The organism is Flavobacterium sp. K77 (assembly GCF_021608205.1).
Taxonomy (GTDB): domain Bacteria; phylum Bacteroidota; class Bacteroidia; order Flavobacteriales; family Flavobacteriaceae; genus Flavobacterium; species Flavobacterium turcicum.
Window position 1 is genome coordinate 812226 of record NZ_JAKIHO010000001.1, and the last position, 14012, is coordinate 826237.

The following is a 14012-nucleotide window of genomic DNA, read 5'->3' on the forward strand; positions in this document are numbered from 1 at the left end:
AATACACTTTTTTATGCATTACGCAGAAAATATATTAGGTACCATCGGTAATACTCCGTTAGTAAAACTAAATAGAGTTACCGCCGAAGTTGATGCTTTGGTACTAGCAAAAGTAGAAACCTTCAATCCGGGAAATTCTGTAAAAGACAGAATGGCTATGAAAATGATTGAAGATGCAGAAGCTGATGGTCGTTTACAACCTGGCGGAACTATTATTGAAGGTACTTCTGGTAACACAGGTATGGGATTGGCCTTGGTTGCTATCATCAAAGGATATAAGTTAATATGCGTTATTTCAGATAAACAATCCAAAGAAAAAATGGATATTCTTCGTGCCGTAGGTGCTAAAGTTGTAGTTTGCCCAACTGATGTTGAGCCTACTGATCCGCGTTCTTACTATTCTGTTTCAAAGCGTTTGGCTGAGGAAACTCCTAATTCTTGGTACGTCAATCAATACGATAATCCTTCGAATGCAATTGCACATTACGAGCAAACAGGTCCGGAAATTTGGAAACAAACCGATGGTAAAATAACTCATTTTGTAGTAGGAGTAGGAACCGGTGGAACCATTTCTGGGACAGCTAAATATTTAAAAGAACAAAATCCAAATATTAAAATTTGGGGAATTGATACCTACGGTTCTGTTTTTAAAAAATACCACGAAACCGGAATTTTTGATGAAAATGAAATTTATTCGTACATCACTGAAGGAATTGGAGAAGATATTTTACCTAAAAATGTTGACTTTTCTCTAATCGATGGTTTCACAAAAGTGACTGATAAAGACGCCGCAGTTTACACCAGAAAAATTGCTTTAGAAGAGGGTATATTTGTTGGGAATTCTGCTGGTGCAGCCATTAAAGGTTTGTTGCAATTGAAAGATCATTTTACACCTGAGGATGTTGTTGTAGTACTTTTTCACGATTCAGGAAGTCGCTATGTGGGTAAGATGTTCAATGATGATTGGATGCGTGAAAGAGGTTTCCTAGAAGATGAAATCACAAAAGCAGCTGATGTTATCAAAGATCATATCGATAAACCGCTTGTGGTTGTTCGCACCGAGGAGTTGGTTTCGCATGCTATTGAGCGTATGCGTAAATACAAAATATCACAAATCCCAGTAATAGATATTAATGGATTTGTTGGTTCAGTTGACGAAAGTGACTTATTTCAAAGCTATGTAGCGAACAAAGACGTTGCCGATAAACCGATTAAAGATGTCATGGGCAAACCATTTCCAGTTGTGAGCGAGAGCACTCCAATTGATGAAGTTTCTCGTTTGTTTACCAAAGAAAATGCCGCTGTTTTAGTAGAACTTTCTAATGGCAAACACCATATTATCACAAAGTACGATATTATTGGTTCGATTAAATAATTGAAAAACTCAAACCGCAGTACAGCAAGAGCTAACTATATACGTTTTGATTTGTTGTACTGTGGTTTTTTTATGTCCTAAATCCAACTTCACTTCCTAGTTCACGATTAGTTTAAATTTTATAATTCGCACGCAATGACCTTTACAGCTATTGATTTTGAAACTGCAATCTCTTTCCATCCTTGTTCAGTTGGTATTGTTACCGTTCAAAACGGAATAATTGTAGATGAATACGTAAGTTTGATTCAGCCACCTAATAATAGTTATAGTCCGTACACTATTGCGGTCCATGGCATCACACCAAAAGACACGCGTTTCTCGCCTACTTTTCTGGATGTTTTTCCTGAAATTAAAAAGCGTTTGCAAGGGCAAATTGTAGTAGCGCATAATGAAAGTTTTGATCGGTCTGTACTTCAAAAATCGATGGCGATGTATGAATTACCATATCAAGATTTAGATATAAAAGACCGTTGGGAGTGTACAGTGAAATTGTACAGAGCAAAAGGTCTAAAGCCTACAACACTTAAAAATTGCTGTCGTGTGATGAATATTAAATTGCAGCATCATGAGGCTTTATCTGATGCGCGTGCTTGTGCGAAGCTGTATGTAGCTCATCTTGTAGGTGCGTAGTTATCTGACTGTGTGGATTTAACTGTTTTGTAAATCGTTATTTTCTTATTAAATTATAATCTTTTTTTGTACATTAGGTCTGCCTAAATTTAGATCTATGAAGGAAGATTTTTTACATTACATCTGGAAGTTTAAAAAATTCAGCAGTTTCGAAATGATAACTACAAGTGGTGAGGCTGTAACTGTGATTGCTGCTGGTCAGTATTTGGAATTAGCAGGTCCTGATTTTTTTAATGCTCAAATCACAATTGGTGAACAAAAATGGGCTGGAAATGTTGAAATCCATGTAAAATCGTCTGATTGGTATCTTCATCATCATGAGCAAGATCCTGCTTACGAAAATGTGATCCTTCATGTTGTTTGGGAACATGACACCGAAATTTTTAGAAAAAATAATAGTGCCATTCCTGTTTTAGAACTTAAAAATTATGTAGACGCTCAAACGGTGCAAAATTACACTGTTTTACTAGACCCTAAGTCCTGGATTTTTTGTGAAAAACAGCTAGCAAGCACAGCTAATTTTGTTTGGAGTAATTGGAAAGAGCGTTTGTTTTTTGAAAGATTAGATCGTAAAGCTACACCTATTTTTGCGTTTTTAGACCAATCACAAAACGACTGGGAAGCTACTTTGTTTTGGTTATTAGCTAAGAATTTTGGTTTAAATACCAATGGGGATATTTTTTTAAGGATGGCCCAATCTATTCCTTTTTCAATTATTCGCAAAGAGCGCTCAGAGCTTGCTAATTTAGAAGCTTTATTTTTTGGTTTGTTAGGTTTGTTAGAACCAGAGCATGAAGATGCGTACTTCAAGGATTTAAAATTTAGATTTTTGTATTTGGTGCACAAGTACAATTTAGAGCCACGAGTTGAAGGTACAGTGCAGTTTTTTAAACACCGTCCTGATAATTTTCCAACTGTTAGATTGTCACAACTAGCACAATTATACCATCAAAATGCCAATTTATTCGAACTTTTGATGCAAGTACAAACTATTGAAAAATGGTATCAGCTGTTTGAAATTTCAGCATCTTCTTATTGGGATTTGCATTATCAATTTGATAAAAATAGTATTAAAAGAACTAAAAAACTATCTAAGTCTTTTATCGATTTAATCCTAATCAATACCATAATTCCGATGCAATTTGCTTACGAAAAGAGTAAAGGAGGTGAGGTTTTAGATAATCTATTGACGATTATGGAAGGAATTGCTGCAGAGAAAAACGCTATAATTACTAAATTTTCTAGTTTTGGTATTGATGCTAGTAATGCATTTGATTCGCAAGCCCTATTACAGCTCAAAAATGAATATTGTAATAAAAGTAAATGCTTAGAGTGTGCAATTGGGGTCGATTTATTAAAAGCGGGACTTTAATTTTACTAGAGTTATTTCATCCTGTATTTTTTGTAGATTTGTTCTAGCAATTAAATTGTATGTCAGTAATTATAAAACTCAAGTTTTTTTTCGAAAAACACGGATTCCATGTGTCTTCACGATTGGCAGATACTTTAGGAATGCGTGCTAGTAGTGTGCGACTTTTTTTTATTTACTTATCGTTTGTCACCGCGGGTTTGTGGTTTGCAGTGTATCTAACACTGGCTTTTTGGATTAAGTTAAAAGATCTTATTCGCGCTAAGCGAACATCAGTTTTTGATCTATAAGATAAAAAAAAGGCTCCTAATCATTTAGGAGCCTTTTTTGTTTTATTCTTGTGGGTTGTTCAATTTAGAATTTCTTTTTCCATAAAGGAAATAGATTACCATACCAATCGCTAGCCATCCTAATGAGAATAATTGAGCATCTTTACTCAAGTTTACCATCAAGTAGGTATTAATTGCGATTCCGCAAATTGCAATAACTGGTAACGCAGGTACTTTAAAACTGCGCTCTAAAGTAGGTTGTTTTACTCTCAAAATCCACACAGCGATACATACCATTGTAAAGGCAAATAAGGTACCAAAACTGGTCATTTCAGCAAGTTTACTAATTGGTGTAAAAGCTGCAACAATAGCAATAAATGCTCCTAATATCATCAAGTTTGTTCTTGGTGTTCCTGACAAAGGATTGATTTTTGAAAAAACCGGTGGGATTAATCCATCTTTTGACATCCCTAAGAAAATACGGGATTGTCCCATGATCATTACCATTAATACAGAAATTAAACCTACGGTAGCAGCAATAGTAATAATGTAGCCAGCCCAAGCTTGACCAGCAATATCAAATGCATATGCAACAGGTGCTTTGATCGCTTCTGGATATTTACCTAGTGGGTTGAAATCTTGGTAGCTAATCATACCAGTAAGTACTAATGATACTAAGATATATAGAACGGTACAAACTAATAATGATGCAATAATAGCAAAAGGAACGTCTTTCTTCGGATTGATTGCTTCACCAGCTTGGGTAGAAACAGCATCAAAACCTACATAAGCAAAGAAAATAGCAGCTGCTCCTGAAACTATTCCGGCTACGCCATACGCTTCGTGTGGTTTGTCATCAACTATAATTGTTTGTGCTTCTGGGATAAATGGAGACCAGTTGTCTACATCAATAAAGAATGCTCCCGCAATAATTACAAATATTACGGCAGAAACTTTTAAGATTACAATAAAGTTGTTAGCGCTTGCTGCTTTCTCAGTACCTTTAATAAGTAATGAAATTACAAGCAATACAATTAGAAATGCCGGTAAGTTCATGCTAAATCCCTCTCCAGTATAACTTCCTGGGTCTGCAGTAAGCCATTCGGGTAATGATACTCCGAACATCTTGAGCATTTTATTAAAATAACCAGACCACGAAACGGCGACGGTCATAGATCCCATGGCGTATTCTAGAATTAATCCCCAGCCAATAATCCAGGCAAATATTTCTCCAATTGTTCCGTAAGCGTAAGCGTATGCAGAACCTTCAACGGGTAATATAGAAGCGAATTCAGAATAACATAATGCAGCAAATACACAGGCAATACCTGCAATTACAAACGAAAGAGCAAGTGCTGGACCTGCATGATTGTATGCGCCTGTACCTGTTAATACAAATATTCCCCCTCCTATGATGGCTCCAATACCAATAGCGGTAAGGCTCCACTTACCTAAAACTCTTTTTAATTGACTTTTTTTCATATCAGCTTCAAAAGCCGATACTGGTTTAACTCTCCAGATTGACATGGTTGTTTAATGTTTTAAGTTATTAAGCACCAAATGTATTCTTTTTTACAAAAAATAAAAACAATTATTGAATTTTAAGTTGTAAAAAATGTCTCAAACTCTTTTTTATTATTGATTTGTCATATTTACCGCAATATGATAAAAGTTGGTTGTGTGTTGAGAATCAATTTTTTTAAAGTAATTCGTAATGAGTTTCGTATTTATTTCTTATTTTTAAAACTAATCTCGTGTGATATCAATTTTTAAACCTATGAATGGATTACAAACCATTGTTTCCTATTTTAGCTATACTAAACAACAACGTACAGGTGTTTTAATACTGTTAGTTTTTATCGTCATATTACAAAGTTTGGTGTTTTTTTGTGATTGGTCTGTCATAGAAAAAAAAGATCCTAAGGAGCAAACGTGGTTGGCTCTGCAAAGTACCATCGACACACTTAGTAATAATGCTAAAAAAGCGTCGAACAAAATATATAAATTTAACCCTAATTTTATTTCTGACTATAAAGGATATAATTTAGGCATGTCAGTCGCAGAGATTGACCGCTTATTCGCTTTTAGAAAACAAAATAAATACGTTAATTCAGCAGCTGAGTTTCAAATGGTGACTCAAATTTCAGATTCTCTTTTAAAAGAAATTGCTCCAATGTTTCAGTTTCCGACTTGGGTATCAACGAAACCAAAAGGTGACTACACTAAAAAATCGTATGATTATAAAAAGGCTGCAGGAGCTAAAGAAAAAATCATTGTCAAAGATATCAATCTCGCAAACCAAGATGATCTTATGAAAATTTATGGTGTAGGTGAGGCATTGTCTACCAGAATTATCAAGCAGCGTTCCATTCTTGGTGGATTTGTAAGTATGGAGCAATTGACTGAAGTTTGGGGCTTATCACCTGAGGTTATTTCAGAATTGAATACACATTTTCATATCGGTGCATTGCCGGCTATTTTAAAGTTAGATGTTAATAATGCATCTCTAAAAGAATTAAATCAGTTTTATTATTTTAAAGGTGGGCTTGCTCGGGATATAATTACCTACCGTAGCATGAAAGGAGATTTTACTAAAATTGAGGATTTAACAAAAATTAAAGGATTTCCTGTTGATAAAGCAAAAATAATTGCCTTATATTTGGACTTTCGTTAGAAGTTGCTGGTTTTGGGAGCTATGTAGGTTTTTTATCCCGTTTAGTTTGAGTGAACTATTAGAGTAAAGTGCCTTTCTTTAGATTAGTTGATGTATTGTTGCATTTAATAATTGTAAGCCTCAGTCCAACAATGACGACCTTAATTTACATTTTTAAAAGAAAAAAATAATAGAATATGAATTCAGTTTACTTCACAGAAGAGCATCAGGCCTTCAGAGAAAGTTTAAAAGATTTTTTACAAAAAGAAGTGGTTCCTCACATTGAAAAATGGGAAAAAACAGGTACGATAGAGCGTTTTATCTGGAAAAAATTTGGCGATATGGGTTACTTTGGAATTAATTACCCAGAGGCCTACGGCGGGATGAATCTTGATTTGTTTTACACAGTTGTTTTTTTAGAAGAACTACAAAAGATAAAATCATCAGGTTTTGCTGCAGCAATGTGGGCTCATGCGTATTTAGCTATGACGCATTTAAATGCAGAAGGCGATGATAGAATCAAGCAAGATTATCTTGCGCCGAGTATTGCAGGTGAAAAAATTGGAGCATTGTGTATATCAGAACCTTTTGGAGGAAGTGATGTTGCGGGAATGCGCACCACCGCAGTTAGAAAAGGCGACAAATATATCATAAACGGATCGAAAACCTTTATCACTAATGGTGTTTACGCTGATTATTATATTGTGGCGGCCAAAACAAATCCGGAGTTGGGTAACAAAGGAATTAGTATCTTTTTGATGGATACCGGTCTAAAAGGAATATCAGCATCTAAACTTGATAAATTGGGATGGAGAGCATCGGATACGGCAGAGATCGCATTTGATAATGTAGAGATTCCTGCTGAAAATCTTATGGGTGAAGAAGGGAAAGGATTTCCATATATCATGCAGCATTTTGCACTTGAACGCTTAATAATGGCAATTAATGCACATGCTAGAGGAGAATATGCAATTGATTATACTATCGATTATATGTCTCAACGTGAAGCTTTTGGAAAAAAGATAAGTAAATTTCAAGCCTTGCGTCACACCCTTGTAGAGCACGCTACAGAAGTAGAGCACTGTAAAATTTTTAATTATGCTGCTGTTGCTCGATTAGATAAAGGAGAATATGTAGTAAAAGAGGCTACAATGGCTAAGTTGAAATCAACCAAAGTTGCTGATGAGGCTATTTACAGTTGTTTGCAGATGCTAGGTGGTTATGGTTACATGGAAGAGTATCCTTTGGCGCGCTTGTTTAGAGACAGTCGCTTAGGGCCAATTGGAGGCGGTACTTCAGAGATTTTAAAAGAAATTTTAGGAAAAATGATTATTGATGATCAAAGTTACGAGCCAGCTGTGAAATAGTTGCTCTGAAATTACATAGCGATTTTCGAAAAATTTCTAATTTATTAATTTTGGAGATAAAAACATTCAAATTAAATTAAAAGTGATTTGTAGAAAATTGTAAAATGTATAAAAATTTTTAAACTATATAAAAAAGCGACAATCAGTTACGATTGTCGCTTTTTTCGTTTATCCCTTCTACGATTATTTCTTGAACAATCTCATGTTCGCCCTCTTCTAAGTTTTCTGTTAAGTGCTGTTGTTCGGAAGTTTTCTTATTGATGAAAAACTTTGCGTAAATCGGAAAATGATCAGATCCAAAATATTCTAAACTTTTCAATTCGTCTATAAATACATCTGGTGTATGAAACATCAAATCAATAGGGAATCTTAAAAACCAATATTTGGTATGAAAACTTGAAATGAATCCACGACCAATTCTCCCGTCAATTGTCTCGCTAGTTTTTCTAAATAGGATGGAGGATTTTGCCCAAGCCACATTATTGAAATCCCCAACTACAACACAAGTATCTGCATTCTGTCTTATTTTTTTCGCAACACTTAAAAGTTCTCCATCACGCTCTTTGGAATTTTCTTCTTCAGTAGGACTTGGTGGAGGCGGATGAACTGCAAAGAAAGTAAATTCAAAACCGTCAGCTGTTTTTATTTTAGCCTCGATACTTGGTAAATCGTCGGCCACAAAATAATGAACATTGTGATTTGTAATTTTTAACTTAGAATACAAATGCATTCCATAGGTGTTCCTTAAAGCTACTTTTACATTGTATTTGTATTTTTGATCCAAAACTAAGAGTGCCTTTTCCCAATTTTCATCAGATTCCATGGTTAAAACAATATCTGGATTGTATTTGTGAACTAAAGCTATAAATTTTTCATATTCTGTATTGTCTTGAAGTATGTTTGCTGAAAGGACAGTGATTAATTCTGAAGAAACATCGCAAGGCTCTCTTTGTACTGACTTGTAAAAAGACGTGTATTTGTAAAGGGCGGTAAGATGCATTGTTATAACAACAAAAGTCAATATCTGAAGAGTTTGGATCCAAACTTCTGATTGATTTAACAGGATAAAGCTAAAAACCAAAGCCGTAATCTGTAAAATAAGTATTTGGATTTTCCCAAACTCAAAAAATCTATAGAACCAATGAGTTAGTGGCATATAGGGTAAAATACTCGCAAGAAGTAATAGAATAGAAATTACGATAAACCACATAAACTTTATTTTGTTAGTAAAATTAAATAAAATTATCCAAACACTTGTTTGTTCACTTTATTATTCTACTTTTGCAGGCTAAAGAAAGGGGGTGTCTATATTATGTTAATTATACCAATTAAAGACGGAGAAAATATCGATAGAGCGTTAAAACGTTACAAAAGAAAATTTGATAAAACAGGAACTGTTCGTCAACTAAGAGCACGTACTGCTTTTATTAAGCCTTCAGTAACAAACAGAATCAAAATTCAAAAAGCGGCTTATATCCAAAATATGAAAGATAGCTTAGAAAGTTAGTCGATTCTAAATTATTATAGAAATAGCATTAAAGTTTTTTAACTTTAATGCTATTTTTTTTGTTAAAAAAATTTCCTTTTAACTGATAACAAAGTAAATCTTACATTTTTTTTATTATCAGTTAAAAGGAAAATTATGAAAATTACGGTGCAGGTTATAATAATGGTGAACGGTCTGGATCAAGACTTATTCAAAAAGAATAAAATATCTTATTAATTTTAAAAACACTATTGACCATGAAAAAAATCTTAATATTTACAGCTATTTTAATCTTTTCAACGCTTGCCTATTCGCAAAAAGAAAGTGATTTATCGAGAAATTTATTTAAAGTTAATATTTTAGCACCAGGCTTGACCTATGAGCGGGTTCTAGGTGATAAGACAACTTTTAATGTTGATGTTAATTTGTCATTTGGAAGCACGGGTAATGGAGATGGGAAATTAAAACTGTTGGCATCTCCATTCGGCAGAGCGCAATATCGTTATTATTATAATTTAGAAAAAACGCTTGGCTAAAAATAAATCAATTAGGGGTAATTCAGCTGCTTATATTGCTCCTTCTATTAGTTATTATATGAAACCTATTAATGATGGTTCTTATTTAAGCGATTATGACGGCCTTACAGCAGGGGCTGTGTGGGGATTTCAAAAAACGTATAAAACAGGGGTAAATCTTGGTGCGAATACAGGATTGGGATATAATTTCAGTAGTAATTTAGTTCATCAAGTTGTTCCTATTTTAAATTTTACTATTGCATGGGTTATTCTAAAATAAGTAAAGTTTTATTTGTAGTAATTGTCAATACTTTTTGTGTCAATGCACAAAAGGTATTGCCTTTTTTGGGTGCGGGGCAAAATATCAATACATCTTTTGAAAATAATGGTTACCTAAATATTTCTGCAGGAGTTCAATATAATCTGCAGGACTTTATTAAGCCAGAGGTTGAATTCCGATTCTTTTTCGGCGCTTTGCAAAACAATACTACTTATGACTCTGCAAATTCTTTGATGCGGATAAAAGATGTTTTTACAACTTTTCAGGCTTTAAATTGGAGTGTTACTCCCAATTTGTCTATTCCTTTGGATCAAAATAAACATTGGTACCTAGCAGTAAAGCCAAAATATAATTATGCCGAAATAAAAGCTTCAGATGCGATTTTTGTTTATCAAGAGACTAAAACAATTCATTCAAAAGAAACCCGAAAAGGAGTTAGTCGTTCTTTTGGTTTAAACATGGGGGTTTTGGGTAAATTGTGGTCAGAATCCTATGATGCAATTTTGTTATCTGTTTTTGTAGATAATATCAACTTTAACAAGGTGATTAAAAGGACACCTACAACAGATTTAGATACTAAATATAATTTGGGTTTTGAAGTTAAGTATTACTTTAGTTTTAAAAAGAAAAAATAAAGAGAATTCGCAATCAAAGAGCATGTGCTGCTTTTATTAAGCCATCAGTAACAAACAGAATCAAAATTCAAAAAGCGGCTTATATCCAAAATTTGAAAGATAGCTTAGAAAGTTAGTCGATTCTACAGAAAATAGGAACCGTTAGTCATCAAAATTATTTAACTTTGGTGCTAACGGTTTTTTTATGGTTACAAGTATAGAAGCATTTGAACAACACCTCCGCCTGGAGAAAAAGTATTCCGATCATACCATCACGGCTTATAATAATGACATAGTTTCTTTTCGAGACTTTGTGCTGTTGCGATATGGGCAAACTTCAATTGATGATGTTTTGTATGTTCAAATAAGAGCTTGGATAGTAGAGTTAGTCGATCAGTCACTTTCAAACACTACAATTAATAGAAAAATTGCTAGTCTCAAAGCATTTTATAAATTTTTACTCCGAAGTAAGCAACTTAAAGCCAGTCCTTTGGCGACTCACAAGGCCTTAAAAACTCCCAAAATAATTCAGATTCCTTTTTCAGAACAAGAAATGGTGCAGGTTGCGGAGGTTTTTTCAGAAGGAGCTGATTTCGAATCAATACGCAATCAATTGATTGTTGAATTGTTTTATGCAACAGGCATGCGAAGGGCAGAGCTTATTGGGTTGGAGTTTAAAAATGTAGATTTAGGATCGGGTATTATCAAAGTACTAGGGAAGCGCCAAAAAGAACGTTTGCTACCGTTGTTGCCGTTTTTGTTAGATTCGATCACGAGATACCTTGTTGCTAGGGCTGATTTAGAGATACTTGAAGATTCAGATTATTTTTTTCTCACGAAAAAAGGAACAAAATTAAACGAAAGTCTTGTGTATCGGTTAATAAATTCATACTTTAGTGAAGTGTCACACAAGCTAAAAAAAAGTCCTCACATTCTTCGTCACACTTTTGCTACTCATTTACTTAATAATGGTGCAGATTTAAATTCAGTCAAAGAATTGTTAGGGCATGCTAGTCTAGCTTCTACGCAAGTGTACACACACAGTAGTTTATCGGTTCTTCAAGAAGTGCATAAAAAAGCACATCCAAGGGGTTGATGATAAAAAAATATTTAATAATTTTTAATAACGATGATTATGAAGGTAAGTGTTCACGCAGTTAACTTTACTGTTGACAGAAAGTTGGTTGATTTTGTTCAAGAAAGAATGGATAAACTTGAAAAGTACTACGATAAGGTCGTCTCGTCTGATGTGTATTTGAAAGTGGAAAAAACGAGTGAGAAAGAAAATAAAATTGTCGAAGTAAAAATTAATGTACCCGGTGATGAGTTGTTGGTTAAAAAACAATGCAAAACTTTTGAAGAAGCGACAGAGTTGGCCGCAGAATCTCTAGAGCGAATGCTTCTAAAACGAAAAGAAAAGATTAGTTCGCACATTTAATATAAAATTTTTTCAAAAAATGTTTTGATTGCTAGATAAAATCTATACATTTGCAGTCCGTTAGAAATAGCGGACTTTTTTTATCAATTTGCCAGCGTAGCTCAGTTGGCTAGAGCAGCTGATTTGTAATCAGCAGGTCGTGGGTTCGAGTCCCTCCGCCGGCTCCAAGTTAACATATTGAAAGATAAAGAAAGTGAGGGGAGATACTCAAGCGGCCAACGAGGGCAGACTGTAAATCTGCTGTGTGAACTTCGCAGGTTCGAATCCTGCTCTCCCCACAAGAATAAAACTTAGTTGTTTTAGAAAAGTATACAGCTTCTCTTTTATAAACTAAGCTCTTTGATAAGAGGTTCTGCCGACTTAGCTCAGAGGTAGAGTGCTTCCTTGGTAAGGAAGAGGTCACGGGTTCAATTCCCGTAGTTGGCTCAAGTAAGTAGGAAATAAAAATTAATATATAACAAGATTAAAATTAAGTAAAATGGCAAAAGAAACCTTTAACCGTTCGAAACCACACTTAAATATTGGTACGATCGGACACGTAGATCACGGTAAAACTACTTTAACAGCAGCAATCACAAAAGTATTATCTGATGCTGGTTACTGTCAAGCAAAATCATTTGATCAAATTGATAATGCTCCTGAAGAAAAAGAAAGAGGTATTACTATCAATACATCACACGTTGAGTACGAAACTGCTAACCGTCACTACGCACACGTTGACTGTCCAGGTCACGCGGATTACGTAAAGAACATGGTTACTGGTGCTGCTCAAATGGATGGAGCTATCCTTGTTGTAGCTGCAACTGATGGACCAATGCCACAAACGCGTGAGCACATCCTTTTAGGTCGCCAAGTAGGTATTCCTAGAATGGTTGTTTTCATGAACAAAGTTGACATGGTAGATGACGCTGAGTTGTTAGAGCTTGTTGAAATGGAAATTAGAGATTTATTATCTTTCTACGAATATGATGGTGACAACTGTCCAGTTATCCAAGGTTCTGCTTTAGGAGGATTGAACAATGACGCTGCATGGGTTCCTAAAATTTTAGAATTGATGGAAGCTGTTGATAACTGGATCGAAGAGCCATTACGTGATACTGACAAACCATTCTTGATGCCAGTTGAGGATGTATTTACAATTACTGGTCGTGGAACTGTTGCTACAGGTCGTATCGAAACTGGTATTGCTAACACTGGAGATCCAGTTGAAATCATTGGTATGGGAGCTGAGAAATTGACTTCTACTATCACTGGAGTTGAGATGTTCCGTAAAATCCTTGATAGAGGAGAAGCTGGAGATAACGTAGGTTTATTGTTGAGAGGTATTGATAAAGAATCTATCAAAAGAGGAATGGTTATCATTAAGCCAGGATCTGTTAAGCCACACGCTACTTTCAAAGCTGAGGTTTATATCTTGAAAAAAGAAGAAGGTGGACGTCACACTCCATTCCACAATAACTACCGTCCACAGTTCTACGTACGTACAACTGACGTAACAGGAGTTATTACTTTACCAGAAGGTGTAGAGATGGTAATGCCAGGTGATAACTTAACTATCAATGTATCTTTGTTAAGCCCAATCGCAATGAGCGTTGGTTTACGTTTCGCTATCCGTGAAGGTGGTAGAACAGTAGGTGCTGGACAAGTAACTGAAATCGTAGGTTAATCCACGAAATATACAATCAAAAAATAGTGTCGTTTAACGATGACACTATTTTTTATTCTACGGGCGTAGTTCAAGGGTAGAATAGCGGTCTCCAAAACCGTTGATGGGGGTTCGAATCCCTCCGCCCGTGCAAAAAAATAAATCACAATGACAAAAGTTGTAAATTACATATCAGAGGCATTTGAGGAATTAAAATCAAATGTAACTTGGCCGGAATGGTCTGAAGTACAGCGTCTAACCATTGTTGTAGCTGTATTTTCTGTTTTATTTGCCTTGGGGACTTGGGGAGTAGATGAGATTTTCGCAAAAGCTTTAGCTGGATTTTTTAATTGGATAAAAGCTTAATTTTT

At 34.9% G+C, this 14012-nt stretch carries 16 protein-coding genes and 4 tRNA genes; 18 read left to right on the plus strand and 2 right to left on the minus strand.

From position 1 onward, the window contains the following. Positions 1–13 precede the first annotated feature (13 nt). The 4 genes from L1S34_RS03570 to L1S34_RS03585 all read left to right on the plus strand — a co-directional run bounded on the left by L1S34_RS03570 (position 14) and on the right by L1S34_RS03585 (position 3664). Positions 14–1375 carry a pyridoxal-phosphate dependent enzyme gene (locus tag L1S34_RS03570; protein WP_166133487.1) on the plus strand — a complete coding sequence of 454 codons (1362 nt, stop codon included), beginning with the start codon at positions 14–16 and terminating at the stop codon, positions 1373–1375. 135 nt (positions 1376–1510) lie between these two features. Beyond that, the gene (locus L1S34_RS03575; RefSeq protein ID WP_236362858.1) at positions 1511–2005 is read left to right on the plus strand and encodes a 3'-5' exonuclease; all 495 of its coding nucleotides are present in this window, start codon (positions 1511–1513) and stop codon (positions 2003–2005) included. 97 nt (positions 2006–2102) lie between these two features. Then, complete coding sequence (locus L1S34_RS03580) at positions 2103–3377, plus strand: DUF2851 family protein (RefSeq protein ID WP_236362859.1); 1275 nt, start codon at positions 2103–2105, stop codon at positions 3375–3377. A gap of 59 nt (positions 3378–3436) precedes the next feature. Continuing rightward, on the plus strand, positions 3437–3664 hold the full coding sequence (locus tag L1S34_RS03585) for a PspC domain-containing protein (RefSeq protein ID WP_166133493.1): 228 nt from the start codon (positions 3437–3439) through the stop codon (positions 3662–3664). Positions 3665–3706: 42 nt separating this feature from the next. Here the strand turns inward: L1S34_RS03585 and L1S34_RS03590 are convergent, their stop codons facing one another. Continuing rightward, positions 3707–5170, minus strand: a complete 1464-nt coding sequence (locus tag L1S34_RS03590) for an APC family permease (protein WP_166138814.1) — start codon at positions 5168–5170, stop codon at positions 3707–3709. Positions 5171–5420: 250 nt separating this feature from the next. On the opposite strand from L1S34_RS03590, the gene L1S34_RS03595 reads away from it, so the two are divergent. Both L1S34_RS03595 and L1S34_RS03600 read left to right on the plus strand, forming a co-directional pair. Then, positions 5421–6317, plus strand: a complete 897-nt coding sequence (locus L1S34_RS03595) for a ComEA family DNA-binding protein (protein WP_236362860.1) — start codon at positions 5421–5423, stop codon at positions 6315–6317. 176 nt (positions 6318–6493) lie between these two features. Then, a complete protein-coding gene (locus L1S34_RS03600) occupies positions 6494–7663 on the plus strand; it encodes an acyl-CoA dehydrogenase family protein (RefSeq protein ID WP_166138807.1) in 1170 nt (389 codons plus the stop codon). Positions 7664–7805: 142 nt separating this feature from the next. Here the strand turns inward: L1S34_RS03600 and L1S34_RS03605 are convergent, their stop codons facing one another. After that, the gene (locus L1S34_RS03605) at positions 7806–8663 is read right to left on the minus strand and encodes an endonuclease/exonuclease/phosphatase family protein (protein ID WP_236362861.1); all 858 of its coding nucleotides are present in this window, start codon (positions 8661–8663) and stop codon (positions 7806–7808) included. Between the two features lie 312 nt (positions 8664–8975). Between L1S34_RS03605 and rpsU the strand changes: the two genes are divergently transcribed. The 12 genes from rpsU to secE all read left to right on the plus strand — a co-directional run bounded on the left by rpsU (position 8976) and on the right by secE (position 14007). Then, the gene (gene rpsU, locus L1S34_RS03610; protein ID WP_236362862.1) at positions 8976–9170 is read left to right on the plus strand and encodes a 30S ribosomal protein S21; all 195 of its coding nucleotides are present in this window, start codon (positions 8976–8978) and stop codon (positions 9168–9170) included. Between the two features lie 236 nt (positions 9171–9406). Then, positions 9407–9685, plus strand: coding sequence for a hypothetical protein (locus L1S34_RS03615; RefSeq protein WP_236362863.1), 279 nt, complete (start codon positions 9407–9409; stop codon positions 9683–9685). Next, positions 9678–9944 carry a hypothetical protein gene (locus L1S34_RS03620; protein ID WP_236362864.1) on the plus strand — a complete coding sequence of 89 codons (267 nt, stop codon included), beginning with the start codon at positions 9678–9680 and terminating at the stop codon, positions 9942–9944. The genes L1S34_RS03615 and L1S34_RS03620 overlap by 8 nt, the downstream gene beginning before the upstream one ends. Continuing rightward, positions 9926–10579 carry a hypothetical protein gene (locus L1S34_RS03625; protein ID WP_236362865.1) on the plus strand — a complete coding sequence of 218 codons (654 nt, stop codon included), beginning with the start codon at positions 9926–9928 and terminating at the stop codon, positions 10577–10579. The genes L1S34_RS03620 and L1S34_RS03625 overlap by 19 nt, the downstream gene beginning before the upstream one ends. Positions 10580–10763: 184 nt before the next feature. Then, the gene (locus L1S34_RS03630; RefSeq protein WP_236362866.1) at positions 10764–11654 is read left to right on the plus strand and encodes a tyrosine-type recombinase/integrase; all 891 of its coding nucleotides are present in this window, start codon (positions 10764–10766) and stop codon (positions 11652–11654) included. Positions 11655–11693: 39 nt separating this feature from the next. Continuing rightward, positions 11694–11996, plus strand: a complete 303-nt coding sequence (hpf, locus tag L1S34_RS03635; protein ID WP_166138791.1) for a ribosome hibernation-promoting factor, HPF/YfiA family — start codon at positions 11694–11696, stop codon at positions 11994–11996. Positions 11997–12086: 90 nt separating this feature from the next. Beyond that, positions 12087–12163, plus strand: a tRNA-Thr gene (locus L1S34_RS03640). Between the two features lie 30 nt (positions 12164–12193). Next, positions 12194–12274: transfer RNA gene (locus L1S34_RS03645), tRNA-Tyr, on the plus strand. Between the two features lie 76 nt (positions 12275–12350). Beyond that, positions 12351–12422: transfer RNA gene (locus L1S34_RS03650), tRNA-Thr, on the plus strand. Positions 12423–12474: 52 nt separating this feature from the next. Beyond that, on the plus strand, positions 12475–13662 hold the full coding sequence (gene tuf, locus L1S34_RS03655; protein WP_166138789.1) for an elongation factor Tu: 1188 nt from the start codon (positions 12475–12477) through the stop codon (positions 13660–13662). Between the two features lie 59 nt (positions 13663–13721). Beyond that, a tRNA-Trp gene (locus L1S34_RS03660) sits at positions 13722–13792 on the plus strand. A 17-nt stretch (positions 13793–13809) separates the two neighbouring features. Beyond that, the gene (secE, locus tag L1S34_RS03665; protein WP_086455318.1) at positions 13810–14007 is read left to right on the plus strand and encodes a preprotein translocase subunit SecE; all 198 of its coding nucleotides are present in this window, start codon (positions 13810–13812) and stop codon (positions 14005–14007) included. The last annotated feature ends 5 nt before the right edge of the window (positions 14008–14012 follow it).

Excerpts from the sequence above, each read along its gene's own strand:
- L1S34_RS03590 (WP_166138814.1), bottom strand. The coding sequence starts at position 5,170 with ATGTCAATCTGGAGAGTTAAACCAGTATCGGCTTTTGAAGCTGATATG.
- L1S34_RS03585 (WP_166133493.1), top strand. The coding sequence starts at position 3,437 with ATGTCAGTAATTATAAAACTCAAGTTTTTTTTCGAAAAACACGGATTC.
- L1S34_RS03580 (WP_236362859.1), top strand. The coding sequence starts at position 2,103 with ATGAAGGAAGATTTTTTACATTACATCTGGAAGTTTAAAAAATTCAGC.
- secE (WP_086455318.1), top strand. The coding sequence starts at position 13,810 with ATGACAAAAGTTGTAAATTACATATCAGAGGCATTTGAGGAATTAAAA.
- L1S34_RS03575 (WP_236362858.1), top strand. The coding sequence starts at position 1,511 with ATGACCTTTACAGCTATTGATTTTGAAACTGCAATCTCTTTCCATCCT.
- L1S34_RS03595 (WP_236362860.1), top strand. The coding sequence starts at position 5,421 with ATGAATGGATTACAAACCATTGTTTCCTATTTTAGCTATACTAAACAA.
- L1S34_RS03570 (WP_166133487.1), top strand. The coding sequence starts at position 14 with ATGCATTACGCAGAAAATATATTAGGTACCATCGGTAATACTCCGTTA.
- L1S34_RS03605 (WP_236362861.1), bottom strand. The coding sequence starts at position 8,663 with ATGCATCTTACCGCCCTTTACAAATACACGTCTTTTTACAAGTCAGTA.
- hpf (WP_166138791.1), top strand. The coding sequence starts at position 11,694 with ATGAAGGTAAGTGTTCACGCAGTTAACTTTACTGTTGACAGAAAGTTG.
- tuf (WP_166138789.1), top strand. The coding sequence starts at position 12,475 with ATGGCAAAAGAAACCTTTAACCGTTCGAAACCACACTTAAATATTGGT.
- rpsU (WP_236362862.1), top strand. The coding sequence starts at position 8,976 with ATGTTAATTATACCAATTAAAGACGGAGAAAATATCGATAGAGCGTTA.
- L1S34_RS03600 (WP_166138807.1), top strand. The coding sequence starts at position 6,494 with ATGAATTCAGTTTACTTCACAGAAGAGCATCAGGCCTTCAGAGAAAGT.
- L1S34_RS03630 (WP_236362866.1), top strand. The coding sequence starts at position 10,764 with ATGGTTACAAGTATAGAAGCATTTGAACAACACCTCCGCCTGGAGAAA.
- L1S34_RS03625 (WP_236362865.1), top strand. The coding sequence starts at position 9,926 with ATGGGTTATTCTAAAATAAGTAAAGTTTTATTTGTAGTAATTGTCAAT.
- L1S34_RS03615 (WP_236362863.1), top strand. The coding sequence starts at position 9,407 with ATGAAAAAAATCTTAATATTTACAGCTATTTTAATCTTTTCAACGCTT.